20 protein-coding genes are annotated in these 24,177 nt (G+C 28.9%); 1 reads left to right on the top strand and 19 read right to left on the bottom strand.

Features of this window, described 5'->3' with window-relative positions; all coding sequences use genetic code 11:
* Positions 1-12: 12 nt before the first annotated feature.
* The 17 genes from ACZ5B9_RS04465 to ACZ5B9_RS04385 all read right to left on the bottom strand — a co-directional run bounded on the left by ACZ5B9_RS04465 (position 13) and on the right by ACZ5B9_RS04385 (position 20,632).
* Positions 13-3,540 carry an SNF2-related protein gene (locus ACZ5B9_RS04465; RefSeq protein ID WP_464423523.1) on the bottom strand — a complete coding sequence of 1,176 codons (3,528 nt, stop codon included), beginning with the start codon at positions 3,538-3,540 and terminating at the stop codon, positions 13-15.
* 30 nt (positions 3,541-3,570) lie between these two features.
* Positions 3,571-4,125, bottom strand: a complete 555-nt coding sequence (locus ACZ5B9_RS04460; RefSeq protein WP_315289529.1) for a GNAT family N-acetyltransferase — start codon at positions 4,123-4,125, stop codon at positions 3,571-3,573.
* Between the two features lie 80 nt (positions 4,126-4,205).
* On the bottom strand, positions 4,206-5,888 hold the full coding sequence (gene lepB, locus ACZ5B9_RS04455; RefSeq protein WP_464423522.1) for a signal peptidase I: 1,683 nt from the start codon (positions 5,886-5,888) through the stop codon (positions 4,206-4,208).
* A 250-nt stretch (positions 5,889-6,138) separates the two neighbouring features.
* Positions 6,139-6,489: a 50S ribosomal protein L19 gene (rplS, locus tag ACZ5B9_RS04450; protein ID WP_021768283.1), complete on the bottom strand. Its 351-nt coding sequence runs from the start codon at positions 6,487-6,489 to the stop codon at positions 6,139-6,141.
* A 325-nt stretch (positions 6,490-6,814) separates the two neighbouring features.
* On the bottom strand, positions 6,815-7,168 hold the full coding sequence (locus ACZ5B9_RS04445) for an arsenate reductase family protein (protein WP_021768282.1): 354 nt from the start codon (positions 7,166-7,168) through the stop codon (positions 6,815-6,817).
* Positions 7,169-7,242: 74 nt separating this feature from the next.
* A complete protein-coding gene (locus tag ACZ5B9_RS04440; RefSeq protein ID WP_464423521.1) occupies positions 7,243-8,301 on the bottom strand; it encodes a Fic family protein in 1,059 nt (352 codons plus the stop codon).
* Between the two features lie 650 nt (positions 8,302-8,951).
* On the bottom strand, positions 8,952-10,598 hold the full coding sequence (gene sppA, locus ACZ5B9_RS04435; RefSeq protein WP_464423913.1) for a signal peptide peptidase SppA: 1,647 nt from the start codon (positions 10,596-10,598) through the stop codon (positions 8,952-8,954).
* Positions 10,599-11,144: 546 nt separating this feature from the next.
* Positions 11,145-11,573 carry a hypothetical protein gene (locus ACZ5B9_RS04430; protein ID WP_464423520.1) on the bottom strand — a complete coding sequence of 143 codons (429 nt, stop codon included), beginning with the start codon at positions 11,571-11,573 and terminating at the stop codon, positions 11,145-11,147.
* Positions 11,574-11,815: 242 nt separating this feature from the next.
* On the bottom strand, positions 11,816-13,789 hold the full coding sequence (gene uvrB / locus ACZ5B9_RS04425; RefSeq protein ID WP_464423519.1) for an excinuclease ABC subunit UvrB: 1,974 nt from the start codon (positions 13,787-13,789) through the stop codon (positions 11,816-11,818).
* Between the two features lie 175 nt (positions 13,790-13,964).
* A complete protein-coding gene (era, locus tag ACZ5B9_RS04420) occupies positions 13,965-14,849 on the bottom strand; it encodes a GTPase Era (RefSeq protein WP_369712394.1) in 885 nt (294 codons plus the stop codon).
* A 20-nt stretch (positions 14,850-14,869) separates the two neighbouring features.
* Complete coding sequence (locus ACZ5B9_RS04415) at positions 14,870-15,205, bottom strand: zinc ribbon domain-containing protein YjdM (protein ID WP_464423518.1); 336 nt, start codon at positions 15,203-15,205, stop codon at positions 14,870-14,872.
* Positions 15,206-15,338: 133 nt separating this feature from the next.
* Positions 15,339-16,952, bottom strand: a complete 1,614-nt coding sequence (locus ACZ5B9_RS04410) for a ComEC/Rec2 family competence protein (protein ID WP_464423517.1) — start codon at positions 16,950-16,952, stop codon at positions 15,339-15,341.
* Positions 16,953-17,498 (bottom strand): type II secretion system protein, encoded by a 546-nt coding sequence (locus ACZ5B9_RS04405; RefSeq protein WP_464423516.1) that lies wholly within the window; start codon positions 17,496-17,498, stop codon positions 16,953-16,955.
* A 244-nt stretch (positions 17,499-17,742) separates the two neighbouring features.
* On the bottom strand, positions 17,743-18,114 hold the full coding sequence (locus ACZ5B9_RS04400; protein ID WP_464423515.1) for a hypothetical protein: 372 nt from the start codon (positions 18,112-18,114) through the stop codon (positions 17,743-17,745).
* Positions 18,115-18,138: 24 nt separating this feature from the next.
* Entirely contained in the window at positions 18,139-18,762 is a 624-nt protein-coding gene (locus ACZ5B9_RS04395) for a DUF4125 family protein (protein WP_039888587.1), read from the bottom strand.
* Between the two features lie 67 nt (positions 18,763-18,829).
* The gene (locus ACZ5B9_RS04390) at positions 18,830-19,783 is read right to left on the bottom strand and encodes a DUF4037 domain-containing protein (protein ID WP_464423514.1); all 954 of its coding nucleotides are present in this window, start codon (positions 19,781-19,783) and stop codon (positions 18,830-18,832) included.
* Between the two features lie 18 nt (positions 19,784-19,801).
* A complete protein-coding gene (locus tag ACZ5B9_RS04385) occupies positions 19,802-20,632 on the bottom strand; it encodes a tetratricopeptide repeat protein (RefSeq protein WP_464423513.1) in 831 nt (276 codons plus the stop codon).
* 261 nt (positions 20,633-20,893) lie between these two features.
* Between ACZ5B9_RS04385 and ACZ5B9_RS04380 the strand changes: the two genes are divergently transcribed.
* A complete protein-coding gene (locus ACZ5B9_RS04380; RefSeq protein WP_464423512.1) occupies positions 20,894-21,814 on the top strand; it encodes a cation diffusion facilitator family transporter in 921 nt (306 codons plus the stop codon).
* A gap of 500 nt (positions 21,815-22,314) precedes the next feature.
* Here ACZ5B9_RS04380 and ACZ5B9_RS04375 read toward each other — a convergent pair whose 3' ends face one another.
* Both ACZ5B9_RS04375 and ACZ5B9_RS04370 read right to left on the bottom strand, forming a co-directional pair.
* A complete protein-coding gene (locus tag ACZ5B9_RS04375) occupies positions 22,315-22,650 on the bottom strand; it encodes an MliC family protein (RefSeq protein ID WP_036070413.1) in 336 nt (111 codons plus the stop codon).
* Between the two features lie 164 nt (positions 22,651-22,814).
* Complete coding sequence (locus ACZ5B9_RS04370) at positions 22,815-24,170, bottom strand: MATE family efflux transporter (protein WP_464423511.1); 1,356 nt, start codon at positions 24,168-24,170, stop codon at positions 22,815-22,817.
* Between the last annotated feature and the right edge of the window lie 7 nt (positions 24,171-24,177).

The following is a 24,177-nucleotide window of genomic DNA, read 5'->3' as shown; positions in this document are numbered from 1 at the left end:
AAATTTTCAACTTTAACTAAGTAATTCCATTAGTTCCTTATCGCTCATCTCAAACAAGACTTTTTCCCCGTCTTTATTTTCTAACAGATTCTCACTTAACTTACGTTTACTTTCCTGTATTTTTATAATTTTTTCCTCAATTGTACCTTCTGTCACAAGTTTTATAACTTGCACGCTTTTTTTCTGCCCGATTCTATATGCCCTGTCACTAGCTTGATTTTCCACAGCAATATTCCACCACGGATCATAATGAATCACAACATCAGCTCCAACGAGGTTTAGTCCTGTTCCACCTGCTTTTAACGAAATTAGAACCACTTGTCGCTCTCCAGCGTTAAATTTGTTACAAATATCAACTCTTTCCTTAGATTTTACACTTCCATCAATATAAAAATACTCAATCCCCATATTTTCAAGTTCTTTTTCAATTTCCTTCAAAGTTCCCACAAATTGAGAAAATATTAATAGTCTATGCCCATTTTCAATTATATCTGGCATTAAGTCACGCAATACTTCCAGTTTGGCTACCTCGCCTTTATAATCTTCCTTAAATAAAGTTGGAGAATTACATATTTGACGCAATTTTGTCAATATAGCCAATATTTTCATCCGATTGTTTTCATTTTCGTTAAATTTCTTCATTTCACTTTTAGCTTTCTTTATGTACGACATATATAGCTGTTTTTGCTCATTGCTCAATGTTACAACCATATTTGATTCAATTTTATCCGGCAATTCTGTGAGCACTTCTTTTTTTGTTCTTCTTAACAAGAATGGAGCGATAATTTCACGTAAATTGTGTATTTTGGAAGAATTTGGATTTACAATTGCTTCTTTATAGGTTTTTTTAAATTTTGTCAAATTATCTAAATATCCCGGTATTACAAAATCAAAAATTGACCACAGTTCTAAAATATTGTTTTCTACTGGTGTTCCCGTCAATGCAAAATTTACTTTGCTGTTGATTTTCATAACAGCTTTTTTTATTTGAGAAGTTGTTGTTTTTATATTTTGAGCCTCATCCAGCACTACTACATCAAAATCTCTGCTTTTGTACTCTTCTATATCATTTCTCAAAGCCTGATAAGTTGTTATCATAAATCCTCTTGATTTTTTGGATATAATTTCCTTTCTTTGAGTCGCCGTTCCTTCAATTAGAGTTGGACTTATCCCTGTAAACTTGATAATTTCTTCCTTCCAGTTATATAGCAGTGAACTCGGCACAATAATCAAAGCCGAAAAATCTCTGTTTTCCTGATAAATCTCATTTAACAGCGAAATTGTCTGTAAAGTCTTACCAAGCCCCATATCATCAGCCAGAACTCCTCCAAATCCAATATCATACATATTTTTCAGCCAATTAAAACCTAATTTCTGATACGGAAATAATTGTACATTTATATTATGTGGCTCGATTTCCTGCCGGTTTTTTATTTTATGGAACAAATCCTTAAATTCATCCATTTTTACAAGTTCTTCCTGAATATTTTTTGAAATTTGAGCAAGCTGTAAAGCTTTTATTTTAGAAATTTTATTTTCTCCAACTTTCAGATTAGAAATGGAATCTGTAATTCCAACCAGTTCTTCAATGCTTTTATTGGCAATTTTTACGAGTTCACCGCTTGAAAGAGTTATATATTTCTGTTCATTTTTAATTGCTTCCATCACAATTTCCACATCTTCAGTTTTTATGCCCTCAATGTCAAAACTGACATTCAAAAAATTATTTTCTACCTTTTTTATTCCAACATGAACATCTATATTTCGTGCATTTTTTATTTTGTTATCCAGATGAATTTTTACCTTATCTGGATATTTTTTATCAATATATTCGGAAATCTTCCCCAGCCCTTCATAATTTACATTGTAACTGCCTTCCATCGACTCCAAATTCACAAAAGAATAACTTTTCACAAGTTTTTTCAATTCCTCACATAATTGTGCATTTTTTCTGGGAATAAAATATTTCCCATTTTTTTCCAACGCACAAACAGTATTTGACAAGTTAATTTTTACAAGTTCCTTTTCATCAGTTTCTGTAACAAAAATGTCAATATTTCCATCCTCATCAGCATATTCGGCAACATTAATATTTTCATATCCCAAAACTGCCTTTAACTTCTGATTTTCATCACTAGAAAGCTGATTAAACAGTTCCGTATCTAAAAAATCAAATTTTTCAAAAAATTTTATTTCATTTTTATCCATTTTGAAAACTTTCGTTGTGTCGTTTGAAAAAGTGTAAAACGGACTATTTTCAGAAATTTTTTCGATATTTCTCATTGTAATTTTTTCATTTTCCAATACAAATAACGGCTCATACGAATTCATTATCTGCTTTTGCTCTCCCAAAAGAACTAGGCTTTTTCCTTTTTCCATAGCTATAAGCAGTCTATTTAAGAGCATTTCATACACTTTTAGCCCTTTTTTATCCTTAATTCCGCTGTCAATTACGCTTTGAATTTCTTTACTGTATTCGTAAATTGCATGGATTATTTTTTTATTTATATCATTGAAAAAATAAGTTTTTGGATTATAAGTAATTTTAGAAGTTACTTCATATTCTCTGTCTTTTACAACCGATTCGATAAATTTTAAAATATCTTTCACATAGTAAGTTTTCTTTAGCCCTGTTTTTAGTCTTAAAATATATCCCCGTGCATTATTTTCCTGATTATAGTCATATCCATATTTATAGTCACTGTAACTTCCCTCGTCAATTTCAACTTCAAGTCGCATTTCCTGCTGTTCTTCCGCTTCGATATTTTGATTTTCCAAATGTAAATTATAAATTTCATTGATTTTTGCAGAAACACTTTCAAGATTTTCCACTATTTCTTCATTATTTTTAGTTTTTTGCGTATTCTGGAAATCTATTTCGACTTTTATACTATTATCTTTTAAAGTATTTTCAGTATCCCCTTCAATAGTTTCAAATTTAACTTCCACACTTTTACTTTTTTTATCAAAATTTTGCAATTCTTCATTTTTAATATTTTCTATTCTTTCAGAGGTTTTATTTGATTTATCTAATTTTTTTATATTTATATTCTCGGCTTTTAATTTTTGGCTTTGTCGTAATTTATTTTTTTTATCATTTTCTAAATTTCGCTTAGCAACTTTTTCAGCTTTGGCTTTTTGCTCTTTTTCTTTAATTTTAGCTAATTTTTTATTATCTTCCTCAAAGTCATCTTCAAACATCATTTCAATATCGTCAGTTCCAATAACTTTTGAAATTTTTTCTGAATGGTCCGCCATCATTCCCAATGTTACAACATGTTTACAGCAATTTTTCTTATTGTTCTTAAAAAACATGCAATCACAGTCTGCTTCAACAAATTCCCCTTTTTTCTGCTCCACCGTAATCGATGTCTTGCAAAGGCTATTTTCCTTGTACTCACCTTCTACCGTCATAAAGTTCCCATCGGCAAAAAGTGCAGTTATATTCCCCAAACTTTTATTATAATATTCCTGTCCAATTATAAAAATACTCGGTGTTATCTGTTTTTTTAATTCTAATGAAATACTATTCTGTCCCATTTCTCTCCCTTACTTTTATTTATGCTCAAACTAAATGATTTTCATCATTATTATTGCATCCTCATTATTCCCATAATAATTTTTTCTTACAGAAATTTGTTCAAATCCAATTTTTTTATAAAGTTTTAGTGCTTTTATATTATTTTCATTAACTTCCAGCAAAAACTTATTTTCTGAAAAATGTATATTTTTAATTTCTGAATTTTTATTATTTTTAAGTAAATTCCCCATGCTTTCAGTTAATAATTTTTCACCAAAACATTGCCCCTGATATTCTTTTTTTATTGCAATTTCAAAAATATCTATGCTCTCTATTGTACCATAAAATGCGACATATCCCAACACATTTTTCTCAAATTTTTCATTTTTATCCAAATCCGTTTTTTCTTTTTGATTTTTTTCTAAAATTTTATTTTTATCTTCTTTTTTTAATTTCTCCACAAAAATATTTTCTTTCGTATAATTAAATAAGCAGTATATCTCATACTGCTCACTTAACATCATTTCAGAAAAATATTTATCCCCAACTTTATTTTTAAAGTTTCCATTATGAATTTTAACCAATTCACTGACAATATTTTCCATTTTATTCTCCATTTTTCTTTACCTTTATCAAACTCTTATTTATAATATTAAAAACGAACACATTTGTAAATACTCTCAAATTATAATAGCCCAATTCTAGTCAACGGCCACCATCTTACAAGTAATTCACCTTTAATTCTAGGTTCTGCCACAAGCCCAAAATATCTCGTATCCTTACTGTTTGAAGTATTATCTCCCATAGCCATATAATAATTCTTATCAAGTGTTATAGTTTCACCATTCAACAGTCTCTTAAACAATTCATCATCATACTTAAAGTCCATAATTGGCATAACCATTTCATCTCTTCCTTCTACTTTTAAAGTAAATGTATAATATGTATTTGTCAATATATTTGTTGGGTTAGAATTAAATTCATCATCATTTCCGATTATATCTTTAAAATTCTTATCAGTTTTTATTAAATCCAAAAACTCTTTACCAGTCAGATTTTTAAATCCTTTTCCATCATAGTAGCTTTCCCAGTCTACTTGCCCAATTAAAGTATGGTCTTTGTCTTTCATTTCTCCAAATATTTTGTCAATTGCAACAATTTTATCTAGTTTTACTTTATCTCCTTTTTTAGGAATATAAATTTTGTTGTTCATAAGAAGTCCTTCTGGCAAATATACTTTTTGTGGCGTTACTTTGTCCAAGACCTCCGATTTTTTATCGTTTATCAATATAGCTCCACCAACAGTCTGAACTTTATAGGAATTAAATTTATTCACTTCCTGATTATATTTTTTCAAATCTTCCCTATATTGTTGTTCATCACCAGAAAAAACTGGATAACTTGGCTTATTATCAACATTGGCAATTTCAAATTCATTAATACTCATTTTACCTTTTTCAATTTGAAGCGTTGTTCCTGGCTCTCCAACTATTCTTTTTGTATACATCACTTTATCAGTCATTGGCTCTTTAAACGCAATTATTTGTCCAATTTTAGGATTTGAAAAATGATATTTCACCATATTTGTAAAAACTCTATCTTTCACTAAAATCGTAGGCTCCATCGAACCTGTCGGAATAACATAATTACCAATATAAAACAATTGAATAACAGCCACCAGAATAACAGCAATCAACGCATTATCAATTCTTGTTAATGCTTTTCCAAATGTGCTTCTTTTTCTTTCTTCCTTTGCAATTCTTTCATCTACTGAAAGATTATCATTTGGAAATATCTTTTTAAATATTTCTTCTGTACTTTCCTGTTTTACTCTTGATTCTGTCAATATTTTTTCCAATTTCTTATTATCATGTGTGGCTTCTTTTAAAATCGAGTGTTCTGTAACTTTTTCCTTTGATAAATCTTTAAATAAATAAATAAGAATCAACGAAATTACAACATTTATTATCAAATAAATATAAAAATTTGTATCTAAAATATTAAACATCAATTTCCCTAAAAACAGCATAATTAAATCCAATAAAAAAATCCATTCATGCTGCATTCTAAGTACATAAAATACAACATTTAATCCAAAAACTCCATAAATTCCCCAAACCTTAATCCAAATATTTGGATCTTCAGTTTTATCTACAATTACAAAAAATATCGCCGATATAATCAACGCTACAACTGTTAACAAATTCCCAATCATAGCATTTTTTTGATTTTTCTCAAGTGAGACTTTTTGCAATATTTCATCCTCTTTCACTCTTATCCAATGGATAACCTGCTTTTCTTTAAAAAAGAAAAATAATAGAAATAGCGATGCAACAATATAGAATGCTCCCCATAATAACATATTCATAATTTTCCCTCTCCTAATTTGTAATTTTTAAATTTTAAAACTCTCTTTAAAACTGAAACAATAAAAATTATAACATTCAAGTTCACTTTTAAAGCAGCAATTACTGAATTATACATAATTAAACTTTATTTTTTTTAAATTTTTATTTGCCTAAAATATATTTAATACAGTAAGGTTTATTTTTTTATTAAAACATTAAATTTTTAGTCTGCATAAAAAATAAAAAGCTAGCATTTTGCTAGCCTTGAAGCTACTTTCTAATTTCTTTAATTCTAGCAGCTTTTCCTGATAAGTTTCTCAAGTAATATAATTTAGATCTTCTTACTTTACCAATTCTCTTAACTTCGATTTTTTCTACTAATGGAGAATTTAAAGGAATGATTCTTTCTACACCGATTCCTGAAGATACTTTTCTAACTGTGAAGTTTTTAGCAACACTTCCACCAGAAACTCTGATAACTACACCTTCAAAAACCTGTATTCTTTCTTTGTTTCCCTCTTTTACTTTGTAGTGAACTGCAACTGTATCCCCTGCTTTAAATTGAGGTACATCAGCCTTCAAGTAATTTTTTTCTACTAATTCGATTAATTTCTCTTTCAAGAAATTCACTCCCTTCTTTCTAAGACATTCTTTCTATCTATACCAATCTTACCGATTCAAAAACTTTTCTTGCTTATAAATCCTTCACAAAACTGGTAGCAACAATAAAAGCGGAATATCTTTTATTCAATAACTTATTAAGTTTATCACATTTTCAATTAATTTTCAATACAATTACAAAATTTTTTTCAATTTTTTCAAAATTTTTAAAATCATATTCTTTTTTCCTAAAATACTTTTTTTAATCTAAATATTTCAAACTCAAAAATTATAATCTTTTTATCAAATATCTATATTAAATTATAAATTTTAAGCAAATTCAAGTTTATTTCAATTTTTCAATCCACTCAGCTTCCTTAAATCCAACCAGCACAAAATCCTTCCCTACCAAAAGTGGTCTTTTTAATACCATTCCATTGCTTGCAAGTAATTCAAACTGCTCATCTTCTGACATCTCTGCCAATTTTTCCTTCAAGTTTAGCTCTTTGTAAACATTCCCGCTTGTATTAAAGAATCTTTTTAACGGCAATCCACTTTCTTTATAATATTTCTTAATATCTTCCTTCGATGGTGTTTCTTCCACAATGTGCTTATATTCGTATTCAATCCCATTTTCCTCCAGCCATTTTACAGCCTTTTTACAAGTTGTGCATCTTGGGTAACAATATACTTTGTTCATTTTTTTATCTCCTCTTTCAATTTTAATTTTTAAAATCTAAACTTTATTAATTTAATCAATATCTACTAATTTTTTTAGTCAATAACTTTCTGTAATTTGTCACTTAAAACATGTGTTATTGGTTTTTTAGAAATTTTTGTTAAGTATTCTTTTTTTATTAATTGTTCTATATTATTTTTTAGTGTAGGTCTGCTCATATTTATTATTTTACATAATTCTTTATCTTCTAAATCAGAATTAGAAAATATATGATTTTGAATATATACAAACATTATATCTTTCTCCAAATCGCTTAAATTAAGATTATTCAAATAATTTCTCGAAAAATTCAATTTTTCTATTTTATCTTCCAGCATTTTCATTATACTTTCTTGTCCTTTTTTTATTAGTTCCAACATGCCTATAAGAAAAAATGTTATTTCACCAAAATTTTTAGAATTTGAAGTATTCAGAAATAACTTTGAATATTTTTCCTTTTCAGAAAAGATTGCATAAGATAGTGACAATCCCGTAAATACATCTAATTTTCTTGCCAGGTACATTGAGAAAATCAGTCTTCCAAATCGTCCATTTCCATCATAAAACGGACGAATGTATTCAAAATAATAATGAATAATGCAGGCTTTTAACAAGAAATTTATATCTTTTTTATTCATAAATATTATTAGATTTTTAATATGCTTTAGTATCAGTTCTTCATTTGAATCTCCCAAATGAACATTTTTCATGCTGGAATCTGTAACATAAACCAATCCTTTTCTAAATAATTTTCCATCTAATTGATTCTCTGGATTAATCATAATTTCTTCACTAAAAACTTCATCGTATATTTTTCGTATTTCTTCTGCTGAATTAATTTTTTCAATCTTATTTTCTGTTATTTGCTTATATTTTTTTATAATTCCTGAAAATCTATATTTTTTATTGGAATTCATGCTATCATACACATCTTTTTTTGTTGTATGAACTCCTTCAATCCCATTACTTTTTATTATTTCATTAACCATAATTTCTCTTATACAATAATTTAAAGCCACTTCAGGCAGTTCGTTAGACAAATTTAAAATATCTCTACTATTTTGAATTATTTCATCTTGCAACATTAATACATTTTTTATTGGCAAAAAAAACAATTCTACTTCCTTTGGAACTCTTTCTCCCCGTAAAATTGGTGAAATATATAAGGATGTTTTATAAACACATGGATTTTCAAGTTCTTTTATTCAATTCTTCTTCAATATTAGCTTTTTGATAGTATAATTTTGACAATTCCAAATAATTATTCATAAAAAACTCCTATTTTCTAAATATTTATCATATTATACCTTATATTTTTAAAAAAATAAAGTTTTTTCAAGTTAATGCTAAAATTATATTTCTATAATTGAAAATTTTACATTTTTTCGTTTTTTAATCCATAAAGTTTAGCGTAATCAAAAATATAGTCTTTTTTAGATATTTTGGATAAATTTATAATTAGAAATATAAAAAATATCTAGATTTTACAAAATTTTAATTAAAAAATCTCCATTTTTGCTCCATTAGACTTGTCTGACAATTCAATACACTTTATCTTTAACAATTGTGTTTAATCCCTTGCGAATAATATTTATTTCATTATATACTCGAACCCGTTTAAAATAGAACTGTTAAAAATTATAAAAATCTAGGGTTTGAGTAAAATAGTCATAGCTTCTGAGTTCAGTTTTAAGGCAGTTTTACTATATATCCAAATTTATATAATTACTGAACAGTTTCATTTCTTTCCAAATTGAAAAACTTCCTACAGTTGAAAATCACTCTCATAATACAAAACCTGATTCATATTTCCTTGCAAAAATTCAACCTTTTCCCTAATTTCCTCAGATACAAAGGGCATTTTTATATCTGACAGAGTTTCTTTTAAAGTTTGTGTTAACTCCACTATTTGCACTTTATATTTACCCAGTTTCAAATCATTTGCCATTGATTTTATACAATCTTCAAGAGTTCCAATTTCATCAACTAAATTGATATTTTTGGCTTCGCTTCCAAGCCACACTCTCCCCTGTGCAATCTTTTCAAGTTCCTCATCATTCATTCCTCTGGCTACCATTACATGTTCCTTAAACTCGCCATAAACTTCATTCATATTATGGATTAATTTTTCTTTTGAATCTTCTCCCAATTTTTCAAACGGATTCAGCATATCAAAGCCAGCACCCTTTCCAAATCCTTCCAAATTAATGTCTAACTTTTTCATTGTTCCTGCAACTTCAGGATACATCATAACAACACCGATTGAGCCTGTCAAAGTAAAGTTATTTGCAAATAATTTTTTTCCAGTTGTGGCAATGTAATAACCACCGCTTGCACAGACATCTCCCATTGAAACATATATTGGCACAGTCAATTTTTTTAATTTCTTATATATTTTTTCAGAAACTAAAGCACTTCCACCAGGCGAATTTATTCTTAATACTAACCCTTTCAAATTCTTTATTTCTTTTAATTCCTCAAGTTTTTCACAAACATTATCATAAGTAATATTTTTGTTGGGATTTTTCATATCAATAACGCCCTCAAGATTTATCACAGCAATTGTATCTTTTGCCTTTTCCTTCTTATCTTTTGTCATCACAATATAATCTTCAATCGAAACTGTATCTTCTTTATAATTTATCCCAATCTCATCATAATCAGCAACACCGTCAATCAATTTATATTCCAAAGCCTTTTTCGCCCCAGCAAAAATTAGATTTCCACTCAATATCTCATTTTCAATATCAACGCCTCTTTTACTTTTTACCAGTTCCACAAAATCTTCAAAAACTTTATCCTTTATATTTTTAATTGATTCTTTTTTCTCTTCCGACATTCTATTATGGCTATATTTTTCTCCAGCCACCTTGTAATCACCAATATGAAGCACATTCATCCTTATCCCAAACTTTTCCAGAAACGACTTCAAATAAAATTCCTTATGCAAATATCCCCTAAAAATAATAGTTGACTGCCTTGTGTCAAACATAAAAATCTTATCCGCAAGCATAGCCTGTCTATATCGACTTTCCTCAAAAAGCGTCCCTATCGCCACAACTTCCTTATTTTTCCTAATCTTATCAAAAATTTTAGAAATCTCTTCCAGCTGTGAAAGTGTCAAATTCAACTTATCTACATCAATAATCACTTTTTTTATATTCTTATCTTCCGCAAGATTATTTAATCCTTGCAATATTTGATAATACGATAATTTCTCTTTCCCCTTTAATGCCGGCATAGCCACATCTTCCTTCAATTTCTTGACATCAAACACAACAGCTTTTACCTTTTTTAAAGGTATTTTCTTCTTATTTTTTACTCTAAGAATCTTCTTCACAAAAATTAAATTTAAAATCACACACAAAATAAGCATTATTAATATTTCTAATAACATTTTCAAAATAAACATCATCTCAACTCCCTTTTTTATTCTTAAACTATTTCACTAATAATCCTAATCCAAATGTAATACAACATCCTATTAACAATAACAATTCTTTCATATTGAAAATTAATATCAAAAAAATATACATCAATATTAAACTCCCCAAAATATAAAATACATTTTTCATCCTAATTTCAAAATCATACATAACTCCAAGTACAAAAAAGACTATTAGCGGAAAAATTAAAGTTACTGAAAAAAATATTGGAAATTCAAAAAAACGAAATATAAATATCAATATTGAACTAGTACTATTGGTTTCTATTATCATATTTCTTGTATACAGAGCTATCGGATACAATATCATTTGACAAATAAAAAATGGTAATAACGACATCCGAGCCAAAAATTCTATTTTTTTATTTTTATTCAATTTATTACTCCTATCAAAAATTTCAATATTTTAAATAATTTTCCCTTTAACGAAATTTTTCTTAATTTTTATTTTTGATTAATTTATCTATTATAACTAAAACTATCGTGATTTTAAAAAAAAATTAAAAATAAATATCAGTCACTTTTATTTCTTTTCATTTTTTTCAATAATTTTATTGCTTTTTCGCCCCATAATAGTCCAACTACATAAAATAAATGGCAAATATATGATAAAATATGTGCAAAACCACACTCTAATGCTACTGGACTTTCTGTCGTTTTACAATTAAGTGAATCACAATAAATTAAAAAAAATATTACTAATAATACTATGCCTAGCAAAAATTTATTCATGTATTTTAATATAAATTTGCTATAATAACCTAGATTAAACATTCCTAAAATCATCAAAAAAGGTAAAAAAAATAATCCAAGAATATTTAATATTAACAAAAATATCCAAAGAAAAACAGGTAAATATAGAGCTATAATCTGATAATAAATTGTAAGATAAAATAATAAAATCAGACTTCCAATCAAAAATTTTGATATTTTATTTGTCATTTTAGAATAACCTCTCTTTTTACAGAAAATTGAAATTTAATAAATATTTTCCCCTGTCATGCGCTTTAAAAGGTTTATCATACACAATTTCTCCCATTTCCCCCTCCACAAAAAAATCCACTACGCATAATGGATTAGATAGTCCTGTAATAAAATTACATCTGACCAAGTTATTTTCTATGCATATTCATAGTATAGATTTTTTCAATTGTCAATCATTTTTTTAATTAATTTTTTATAATTTACAGTTCAATTAATAACTTTTTCAATTCATTCATTTTATCCCTCAATTTAATTGCTTCTTCAAAATTAAGCTCCTCAGCCAGTTTCTTAATTTGCTTATCAAGTTTCTTAATTTCTTTTTCCACATCTTTTTCGCTCTTATACTGCTTAATTGCTTTGTTTAGTTCATTTTCTTTTTCGATTTCATAGTCTACGATTGACTCTGCAATTTCTCTTACGATTGATTTTGGATTAATGTTGTTTTCCAAATTGTATTTTTCTTGAACTTCACGCCGTCTGTTCACTTCGTCAATGGCTTCCTGCATAGAGCCTGTTATTCTGTCAGCATATAAGATAACATGTCCTTCCACGTTTCTTGCGGCACGTCCCATTGTCTGAATTAAAGATCTTCTCGAACGTAAATATCCTTCCTTGTCTGCTTCCAATATTGCCACTAACGAAACTTCTGGAATATCCAGCCCTTCCCGCAGCAAGTTTATTCCAACCAGAACATCAAATTCACCTTTTCTCAAGCCTCTTATTATCTCTGTTCTTTCTAGCGTATCAATGTCAGAGTGCATATATTTTACTTTTATTCCATATTCCAAATAGTAATCTGTCAGTTCTTCTGCCATTTTTTTTGTCAAGGTTGTAACTAAAATCCGTTCTTTTCTTGCTGTTCTTGTTTTTATTTCATCCATCAAGTCATCAATTTGATTTTTTGTTTCACGAATGTCGATACTTGGCTCTACAATTCCTGTTGGACGTACAAGCTGCTCTACAACTTCACCATTTGAATGTTCCAGCTCATAATCGCTTGGAGTGGCTGAAATATACACAACTTGCGGGATTTTTCCAAAAAATTCCTCAAATTTTAACGGACGGTTATCATAAGCACTTGGAAGCCTAAATCCATTGTCAATTAAAGCCTTCTTTCTTGCTCTATCTCCCTTATACATCCCATTTATCTGTGGAACTGAAATGTGCGACTCATCCAAAAATACGACCAAATCCTCTGGAAAATAGTCAATCAACGTATCGGGCGCTTCTCCTTCACCCTTTCCAGTCAAATATCTAGAATAGTTTTCCACACCTTTACAATAACCAATTTCCTCAATCATTTCCAAGTCATATTTTGTCCTTTGCTCAATTCTCTGTGCTTCCAGCAGTTTTCCTTCTTTTTGGAAAAAATGCACTCTTTCTTCCATTTCTTTTTTTATTGCCTCAAACATCACTTTTGTATCTTCGTTTGTCAAATAGTGAGTTGCAGGCATTATTGTGATTCTTTTTATATTTCTAATTTTCTGTCCAGTAAGCGTATTAATCTCTGAAATGCTTTCCAAATCATCTCCAAAAAATTCAAAACGGTATCCTGTATCCTGATAAGACGGATGTAAATCAAGAATATCCCCTTTCACGCGGAATTTTCCACGCTCAAAGGCAATGTCATTTCTCTCGTATCTAAGTGAAATCAGTCTTTTTATAAGTTCATTCCTCTCAAATCCTGTTTCCACATCAATCGGAATCGATCTCTTTTTATATGCTTCTGGCGACCCCAATCCATAAATTGCCGAAACCGAAGCCACAATAATAACATCTCTTCTATTCAAAAGTGCCGCTGTTGCTGCATGCCGCAATTTATCAATCTCATCATTAATCGAAGAGTCTTTTTCAATATACGTGTCAGTCTGCATTATATATGCTTCAGGCTGATAATAATCATAATAAGACACAAAATATTCAACAGCATTTTCAGGAAAAAACTGCTTGTATTCATTGTAAAGCTGTGCTGCAAGCGTCTTATTCGGTGCCATTATTAAGGCTGGACGATTTATTTTTTCAATAACATTCGCAACTGTAAATGTCTTTCCCGACCCTGTAACCCCAAGCAAAATCTGATCTGTAATACCATCTTCCAAGTTTTCCACAATCTTTTTAATAGCCTGAGGCTGATCTCCAGTCGGCTGAAATTTTGAATGTATTTTAAAATCCATCTCTATTTTCCTCTTTCTTTTTTTCAAAATTCTCTTTTATTATTAAAATATTAAACTTAATTACCAAAATCTAAACTCATATTTTTACTTTCTCTCATAAATATGTATTTTCAAGCAAAATTTTTATAAAAATTAAAAGAAATTATTATTAACCAAATGGAATCTAAAATAACTGTTATTTTATTTTATAACCCATTTCATCAAGAAATTTCTTATTCTTTCTCCATTTCTTCTTAACTTTTACCCACAATTTTAAATTAACCTTCAAATCAATTAAATGCTCAATTTCACGTCTAGCCTCTGTACCAATTTTCTTAAGCATAGCCCCATCTTTTCCAATAATAATTCCTTTTTGGCTATCTCTTTCAACATAAATATTTATATCATATTTTCTAATTGTAGGCTTTGTTTCTACATTAATAATCTCCACAGCCACACTATGCGGAATTTCATCTTTCGTATGATGTAAAATTTTTTCTCTAACTGTTTCCACAACAATTTTATTTACTGGTAAATCTGTATAGTAATCTTCTGGATAAAACCATACATCATTTGACAAATATTTTTCGGCAACTTCAAATATCTTATGAATTCCAATCGCATATTCCGCCGTAAGAGTTATTATCTCATCAAATTCTCCCAATTTTTCACGAATTTCCTTTTTCTTTTCCTCAATTTCCTCATCCGACATTTTATCAATTTTATTAATAACAAGTACAATTGGTGTCTTTACACTTCGCACATTTTCATTAACAAACATATCCCCAGTTGAAATTTCCTGTGTCCCATCCAGCATAAACATTATCAAATCCACATTTTCAAGTGCCTCTAATGCCACATTTGTCATATGTTCCCCAAGTAAATGTTTAGGCTTGTGAATCCCTGGCGTATCCACAAATATAAACTGATTCTCTCCAATATTTACAATTCCTTTTATCTGATCCCTAGTCGTCCCAGCCTTATCCGACACAATCGCAACTTTTTCTTTCACAAGCTTATTCATAAGTGTAGACTTCCCAACATTTGGACGCCCAACAATTGTTATAAATCCTGACTTCATTCTTTCTCCAATTCTATTTTTTATATTTTTTTAACAAATTCCGATTTCAGTTTCATTGCACCAAAACCGTCTATTTTACACTCAATGTTATGAATCCCATCATCAATTAATCTTATATTTTTAACTTTTGTTCCTCTCTTCAAGTCTGACGATGCACCTTTTACTTTCAAATCCTTAATAATTGTAACGCTGTCTCCATCCTGTAAAATATTTCCGTTTGAATCTTTCACAACATTTTCCTCACTGTTTTCTTCACCATTTTCAGCCCATTCATAAAAGCATTCTGGACAAACTAGCATATTTCCATCCTCATAAACATATACTGATCCGCATTTTGGACAATTTGGTAAACTCATATTCTATCTTCCTTTCAAATTATATTATTTTTTTATCATATCATTATACCACGAAACAGGAACTTATAAAATATATTTATTATCACAATTTTCATTTATATTATTAACGGTATTCTAAAATCAATCTCCAAAATTATTTTATTGTTTCAGTATTAAAAGAGCTTGAGTACATATCAATTTTTGCAGTAAACAAGGGCATTACAAAAAATGTTATAAAAAATAACATTCCATAATATGCAAAAACCGTCCATAATGGTGCTTTTCCATTAATATTCATCTGTAAAAGCGGAATTTTGCTTCCAGCATAAATAAATCCTTCAAAAGCCTTAAAAATAACTTCTGTAATAAAAACTACTATTCCATTAAATAAAGATAATTTAAAAATATTTAAAAGCACTGCAAAAAATAAACATTGTATAATAACAGTTCCAATCGGTATTCCTACAATATTTAATAAAAATGAAAATAAAGGCAGTTTTTCAAAATAATACAAAAATAAAGGAATACTCGTAATTTGTATTGTTAAACTTAAAAATATCAAATCTACAGTATTTCTCAATACTTCGTTTTTTATTTTATCCAAAATTTTTTCCTGATAAATTTTCTTAAATTCAGGATTTACAAATATTATTGCCACAACTGCTGCATATGAAAGCTGCATTGAAATATCAAAAAGTGAATACGGATTTAGCACAATTATAACAATAAACGATACCAGAAGGGATTTTTTACTGTCTTCCTGCTCAAATAAAATTCTTGCCAAAATCATCATCGCTCCCATAATATAAGCACGTAAAATTCCTGGAGAAAATCCAATTAATGCACAGTAAAAAGTAAGTGCAACAAGTGCCATTAAATACTTAAACCTGTACCCTAGCGACAGCCCATCCAAAATTTTCACAATCCCAATCACAACCAGACTTATATGAGTCCCAGAAATTACAATTAAATGAGCCAGTCCCGTGTATTTAAACTTATCCTTCATATCCTTAGAAACTTCCGCCTTTTCTCCCAGAACCGCAGCACGTGAAAAAGCATACAAATTTTCTTCAGTTATAAACAAATTATCAAAAATCTCCAAAATATATTTACGAACGCCATTTAATCGTGATTCTTTATATCCCAGCAGTTTCCCTTCAATCTTAATATTGCCATTTTTATTTACAACTTTCCTAATTTTGTACCGCATAAGGTAAAATCCATATTCAAGCCCCTTCTTATTTTCAATGCTCGCTTGACTTTTCAAATATTTGTTATTAACCTTCAAGACACTTCCACGATTTCCATCAATTTTCACATAAAGTGTCTTTTCACCAGAAAGTTCTCCCTTAAAAGTAACAAAATTCAAATAAAAGATAAACAAAAAAATCCCTGCCAAAATTAAAATTCCAAATTGCCAAGTTCTTTTCACTTCTTCAATTCCTATTTCCATATTAAAAAATTTTACTAAATTTTGTTTCCTGCGTGAAAGTTCAGATTTTATATACTTTTTTCTAGCCTCTTTCTCCCTCAATTTTTTCATTTCCAGAATATATTTATCAAATTCCTTATTTTCAAATTTAGTTACATTTTCTTGAGTTTTATCACTTCCACTATTTTTATTTATTTTTGTATTCCCATAATTTTTAAAATTTTCTTTTCTATACGTTTTTTTCACAATTTTACGAAATCTTATATTCTCAAAATCTCTTTTTTTACTGTTTTGTCCAGTTGCTGTATTATTCTCAACATTTCCCCCACTTTTCATTTAAATTTCCTCCTCCCACAAGTTAGCCTTTGAATAATCATCCGAAAGATTAATTGGCTTTTTAGCCCTGTAAATACTTATAATCGGATATTTCGCCGCATTTATTGTGTTTGTAGAAATTCTGTAATAAATTTTTTCTCCCTTTTTATCTAGCAAATAAACGGAAAATCCTTTTTCAAAATTCCCTTCATTTGTTGTACGTCTTCTAAAATCAGCATTTTTATTAGAATTATTTGTCATATAAGATAAGTTTTTGGAAATCTCCATTTTATCAACAATATCCTTTTTCCCATTTTTTTCGTCCAAAAAATAAGCTGTATTTTCAGATATTTTAAAATCCAGCACATATTCCTTTCTGTTGTGCTGTGCATACTGCTGAATTTTTCTGATAAACTGGCTAATATTCCTCTTTTGAATTGCGAACTCCTGATTCTGCCTCTGTTTCTGTAAATTCACAGAAACCACCATAAATAAAATCGCCATAATTGAAATGTATAACAAAACCTCAATGAGTGTAAACCCATCGTTATTTCCCTTTATTCTCATTTTTCCCCCTTTTAAAAAACTATTTTTATCCGAAATTTAATTTTTAATTAATATTATTATACATCATTTTCTCAAAAAATCAAATATTTTTTACAAATAAAAAAATCCTCATTCAATGAAGAGGAATTTTTTCGCAGTTTTTTACTTGTTTGAATTTTGTTTTATTTACACTCTAATCTAAACATAAAAAATTAATTTTTACTTTTTGTTTCACTTGATTTGACAATAAACCTAATTCGCAATTTTAATCATATAAATAAAAATCCATTATTTGTAATAGTTCCCTAGAATTAGCATCTATACTTTCATTCGCTAATACATCTTTTATTTCCCCTTGCAATTTCATTCTTTCATTTTTAAATTCTTCCTTCCTTTCGGCATCATAAGCCATATGTGCCATTCTTCCTATTGCTGAAAATCCGAAAGTAAGATAATTAAAAATTGTTGTAAATCGTTTTTTCTTCTTAGTTCTTTTAAATTTCATATATTTTTTATCAATTGAACTTATGTCTAGATTTTCTTGTTTTGCTGATTCAAAAAACTTTTCTAGCCTGCCTACACTATTTCTTGAAAATAATTCTAATCCACGTTCTATTAATTCCTTTACTTTTACCATTTATCTTTCCTTCAATTTATAAATTTACAAACTTTTCTCTGCTTCATCAATCGTCTTATATCCTTTTTCCAGTACAATATTTTCCAAATTATTTTCTGCCAAGTTGACCTTATTTGCAACACAGCTTTGGATATACTCGTAATATAATTTCAATGTTTTTACTGAATATGAAGACAACTCACCTTTTAAATAAGTTTCAATTGAAGTATGATTTGGTGTGTCAAATTCAGAATGAAGTGGTCGTCCTTTTGCTGTAACTTTTGGATACTTTTGTATTATTTCTTCTTCCCAATGCAAATAAATTTCTACTATTTTTTGTACCAGCTCTTCTTTTTCGGGCGAGATTTCAGGCAAGTAATCCTTGATTATCTCGTATTCTTTTGGAACGCTGTATTTCATCATTCTGGCATATTTGTCCTGAACAATGTTTTCACCACGATGTTTTGCCAAAATCAAGTCTTCCAGATAACTTTCCAAAATTTCATCAGGCAATGTTTCCCATTGGCTTCTTCTCATAATCTCAAATTCCTGAGGATTATCCTGACATTCTGCCCTTCCTTCCGTATGATGCACATTTTGAAAAAATTCCCATTCCCTTTTTAAAATTTGTCTAATAAAACTTTCTTTTTTACTAATTTCTCTTTCCATTTTCGATTCTCCTATTTTAAAATCCAATATTCTTTAATTTTGTTGATTGTTTTTTAAATTTTATATTTTAATCCATGGCAGGATTCCAGTTTCTTAATTTCTCATCTTCTATTTTATTTTGCACAAAAGGTCCATAATCCTGTAAAAAGTCACTTGTTAATTGTCTTGGAACAATATCTTGATTTTTCATTTCCGAAATTACATCGGCACTTATTTCTTCAATAATCTGAAATTTTCGATTAACCGCACTAACTGGCAATTTTACTAGCTCTTCAATTAAAAAATACGTTTTTTCTCCCAAAATTTTCAAGTTTTTTAAAGCTCTTGGCATCCATTTGTAAAAAAGTTTATATTTTTTATTTAATAGAAAAATCATATGTATTGCCTCATTTATAAATTCAGTTTCTGCCAGCCTTGCTGCCACAATTTCATTCCTTTTCATGCACCGTAAATAGTTATACTGCCCAGATTGTGCCATTTTCATACATCTTGTCGCAATTTTGTTAAGCCGTATATCTTCTGGAAAATATTTTTCTAAATCATTTCTAATTTTTGTAAATTGTCCTGAATTATCCATAAAAATTTCTCCATTAACCGCCGTTGCTAGCAATTCTTCTGGGATTAATCGCCAATCATACAAATTCTGAGGTGCTTTCACATCTCCCAAAAATTTGAAAAACCAGTCATCCATATTAAGGACACCACGCCGTCCATCTCCAAACTCGCTCACATTCAATGCTCTAAAGCCCAAAAACTCCTTTGGCAATTCATTAAGCCTTTTCTGCAAATTTAGTCCATATTTTTCATAATCTTCTGAACTTAGCCAAATACAGCAGGACGGCCCAAAATCATGATCCTGTGAAATCTCATCATCAAACCCAAAACATTCCGAACCTTCCCCCGCAAGTCCGGCCGCCATTTTCTCAAAAATTTCTGGAAATTCACTTTTTATAACTGGAAGATAAACTTCTTCAAAATATTTTTTAGAAAGTTCCAGTCCTTTTATTTTATTTGAATCCATTTTTTCTCCTTTTTCCATCTAAACCATTTTTTCCTTCACAACTTCAATATTTTCCAAAATATTTTTGTAATTATTGCTTTCTTTACCAAACGTCTTTTCACAAATTTCTGCACTTTCTTCAAATAATTCCAATGCTTTTTCATACTCATTTTCTGCAAAATAAAAAGTTGCCATATTGTTAAGGACTGCTGCATACAAGTTATGAGTTTTTCCAACTTCCTTTTCAATTAGTTCCAGTGATTTTTGCAAATATCCTTCTGCTTTTTCTTTATTTTTTACCTTCAAGTAAGGCTGTACAAGATTACTTAGCGTAATTGCATACTGAATAGGATTTTCTCCAACTTTTTCCAATACTTCCAGACTTTTTTCCTGCAACTCAATCGCTTCCTCATATCTTTCAAGCTCCTGATAAAATAAAGCCAAATTATTGCATACGCTCGCATAAACATAGTCATTCTGCAAATTATTATTTTCGTAAATTTTCATAGTATTAAGATAAATATTCTCTATGTCATCATACTTTTTCATAAATCTGTAAACTTCAGCTAGGTTAAGGCTGCAAGTCGCATACGGAATACTGTCCTTGCCATATTTTTTCTCAATAAAGCCTTGTGCCTTCAGCAAAGCATCTTTCGCCGTGTCAAACTCCCCAACATATTTAAGAGTCCCCCCAACTTCATTCAAAATTTTAATATTTTTATCACTTTCCTCACCAAAAACATCTTCTGTAAGTTCTGCTAATTCCTTTAATACTTTAACCTCTTCCACAACATTCCCCTGCTGCATAAGTTCTTTTCTCAAATTTGTCAATTCGTTTATTCTGACTTTTTTTTCAAATATATTTGACATTTTATATTTCTCCTTTATCTTAGAATTTATTCCTTAACTTTGGTATTGCAAAAATATAATTTGAATACATTTCAATTTTAAATTTATTATTTATAACAAAAGTTTACCATACAAAATTGTAATCTGCAACAATATTAAAAATAATTTTAAGATTTCAAAACAGTTTTACTATAAAATAAAATTATGTTGTTGAAATAAAAAAACTCCTATTATATAATAAGAATAGATTAAATATTTTTAGAGGAAAGAAGGAAAGATAATATGAATAAAGAAAAAATTGATTTTAAGTACCATCATATAAAGCATTATAAATATCAGGCACAATCAAAGAAAACTTTGATAACTTCAATTTTGCTGACGCTGTTTTTTGCTTTAGTTGAATTGTTTGGTGGAATATTTAGCGGCTCGCTTGCGCTTATTTCAGATTCATTTCACATGTTTTCAGATGTCGTTGCACTTTTATTCAGCATTGTAGCAGTATTTTATTCAGCCAAAAAGCCAAACAAGAATTTTACTTACGGATTTTTGAGAATTGAGATAATTTCTGCATTCATAAATGGACTGGCTCTTATGATAATTTCGCTTGGAATAGTTATTGAGGCTGTAAAACGGCTTTTCAATCCAGAGCATGTTGATTTTTTTACAATGTTCACAATTGCAGTAATCGGACTTTTGGTTAATATAATACTTATGTTTGTGCTTATGAAAAGTTTGAAAAAAGAAAATAATCTTAATGTAAAAAGTGCATTATGGCATTTTTTAGGTGACACATTAAATTCTGTCGGAGTCATAATTGCGGCAATTATTTTGAAATTAACTAACCTTGTTATCTTTGACATAATAATAAGTGTGATTATAAGTGTTGTTATTTTTGCTGGCGGATTAAAAATTGCAAAAGAGGCGTTTTTTATCTTAATGGAAGCTGTTCCCAGTGATTTAGACATTGACGAAATTCATGCTAAAATTTTGACAATTGATAAAATAAAAGATATTCATGAATTTCATTTATGGAATATTTCTGAAGAAAATGTAAGCCTTTCATTTCATATTTTACTTGATGAGTATGATGGTGTAAATGATTACGAAATTGTAAATGATGTGGTAAAGCTTCTAAAAAATGAATACGGAATAGAGCATGTGACAGTTCAGATTGAAAATCCTGAAATAAATCCGCATCTTTAGTTATTTCTTCTTTTAATATTACCTGAAATCAAACTAATACTAAACCCCTTTTAAAAATAGGAATAAATTTTTATGAGTTGTTTGATAATTAATTTATAATCATTCAACTAAATTATTTTTTGGATATTTTATTAATAAATATTTTTTCATATTACTATGTTTTTTCATTTTTATTTTCGTAGGATTGCTCATTGCCGCAAATCCTACAACCTATGGCTAGTCTTCGACATTTTTCTGAACTGCCAAAAAACTCGCTATGCTCAGACAGTTTTGCCAGCACAGAAAAATGCTCCGACGGATTAATTTATACTAGAATCTGTTTAAAAAGTAAAAATTATGTTTTAATCATTTGAAAATATTAAGTTTTATCCCTTGATTAGAAAAATTTGTAATAAATTCGTTATTTAAATGGGGAACAGTATAAAACATAAAAAACATAGCCTTCAGACTTTCTTCTAATCTGTCAGCTATATTTTTCAATTAATTAAGAATAAATTTTGTTATCTTCTTGTGCAAGATTTTTCAATGCCATTAGGTCCTCTATAAATAGCATCTTTTCCACCTTTGAAGAATTCTACATTTCCATTTTTAGAAACATATCTTGATCCACTACCTGATACTGCTACTTTAAGATTATAAACATTCCCTGCTTTAGTCACTACTCTTGCAGCATTTGTTGCTGGATAAGAAACTGTTATTCTTTCAGAACCGCAAGTATATGATTCTGAAGCTACCTTTCTTGCAGCGGGTCTTTTCTTAGCTGTTGCAGCAAAACTCATTCCTCCAATTAATGTCATTACAGACAATACTAACATAGATTTTTTCATTAATTTCATCTTCATCATTCCTTTTCTTTAAATTTTGTTTCAACAGTAATATACCATATAAAACTGTTAAATTTCTTATAAAGAGCTATTTATTTAAAATGAAATCATAATAAAATTCCTTATATCCAAATCTTTTTAACCTGCAATTGTAAAACCTAGCTAGATACCTCTATTTATAGATGTTTTACATTTAATTCCAATTTATATTTTTCCAAAAATTTTTTAACATATCTCATTAAAAATAATGATCTTGCTAATGAAAAAACGATGAAAGATAACCATAATCCATGATTTTGATATGCTGGTAGCACTGTAAAATACAATATCAGGAAAATTACTAACGATTGCAGCATTGAATTTCTTATGTATGTTGTTTCTGTTGCTCCTGTAAAATTTCCATAAATTACTAATCCAAAACTTACAACTATTGGAAATATAACTATCCACATTTTATATTGGTTTGCAGTGTTTATAACTTCTGCATTCTTTGTGTAAAATAATAACAGTTTTTCGCCACCTAAAATAAATGCTGTACTCAAAAAGGCTGAAATTATAATGCAAAAATGAATTGATTTTCTCATTACCCATTTTAGTTTTTTAAAATCTTTCTCTCCCACTGATATACCCGAAAATACGCTTGAAGCATTGGCAAAGCCGTCAAAAATGTATGACATCAAGTATTGAACCTGAAATAGTATGGAATTTGCAGCCAATATAATTTTTCCATTGTGTGCAGCCTTTTCCAAAAATAAATTTGTTGTTACCAAAAGACATACTGTTCTTAATACTAAATCCAAATTTACCGCTCCAACCTTTTTTACTTCAGCTTTGTCAAAAATTTCTTTTAAATTTATGTTGTGTAAAATCTCCTTTAATGAAAAAGTCTTTAAAATAATAAAAACTGATAAAAGAGTTGTTGTTATTTGAGAAATTAAGGTAGCAATTGCCACTCCCGCAACATCCATTTTCAGAACTTTTACAAAATATAAGTCTAGAGCAATATTTACAAAATTTGTCATAAGCTGCAAAATCAGACATTTTTTTATTTCCTTACGTCCCATTATCCAGCCTAAAAATGTATAATTTAGGAGCACGAACGGTGCTCCCCATATCAAAATATTAAAATAGACTGCTATATATTTCGTAATTTCCCTGCCAGCATCAAAAAAATGTGTAAATCCCCATAAAATAGGTTTTTGAAACAAAACAAAGAAAATTCCCAATAAAACGGAAATTAACACTGGACGTACTAGAACTGTAATTTCTTCCCTTCTGTTGCTTTCTCCAAAAGCTTTTGCAGAATATCCCGATGTGCTGACACGTAAAAAGCCAAAAAGCCAATAAATTGTATTAAAAATCGTTCCTCCAAGTGTTACTCCACCTATAAAGACTGGATTTGAAAGATTTCCTACAACAGCTGTGTCAACAGAATTCAACAAGGGTGTTGTCAGCGTTGACAAAGTAAACCCAAGTGCTAATTTCAAATATTCTGTATTTCTAATTTTTTCTATATTTACACTTTTTTTCATCTTCCTC

The sequence above is a fragment of the Leptotrichia sp. SK-5 genome (assembly GCF_055387215.1).
Note: the sequence above shows the minus strand (reverse complement) of the source record. Positions and strands in the feature narration are given on the sequence as shown.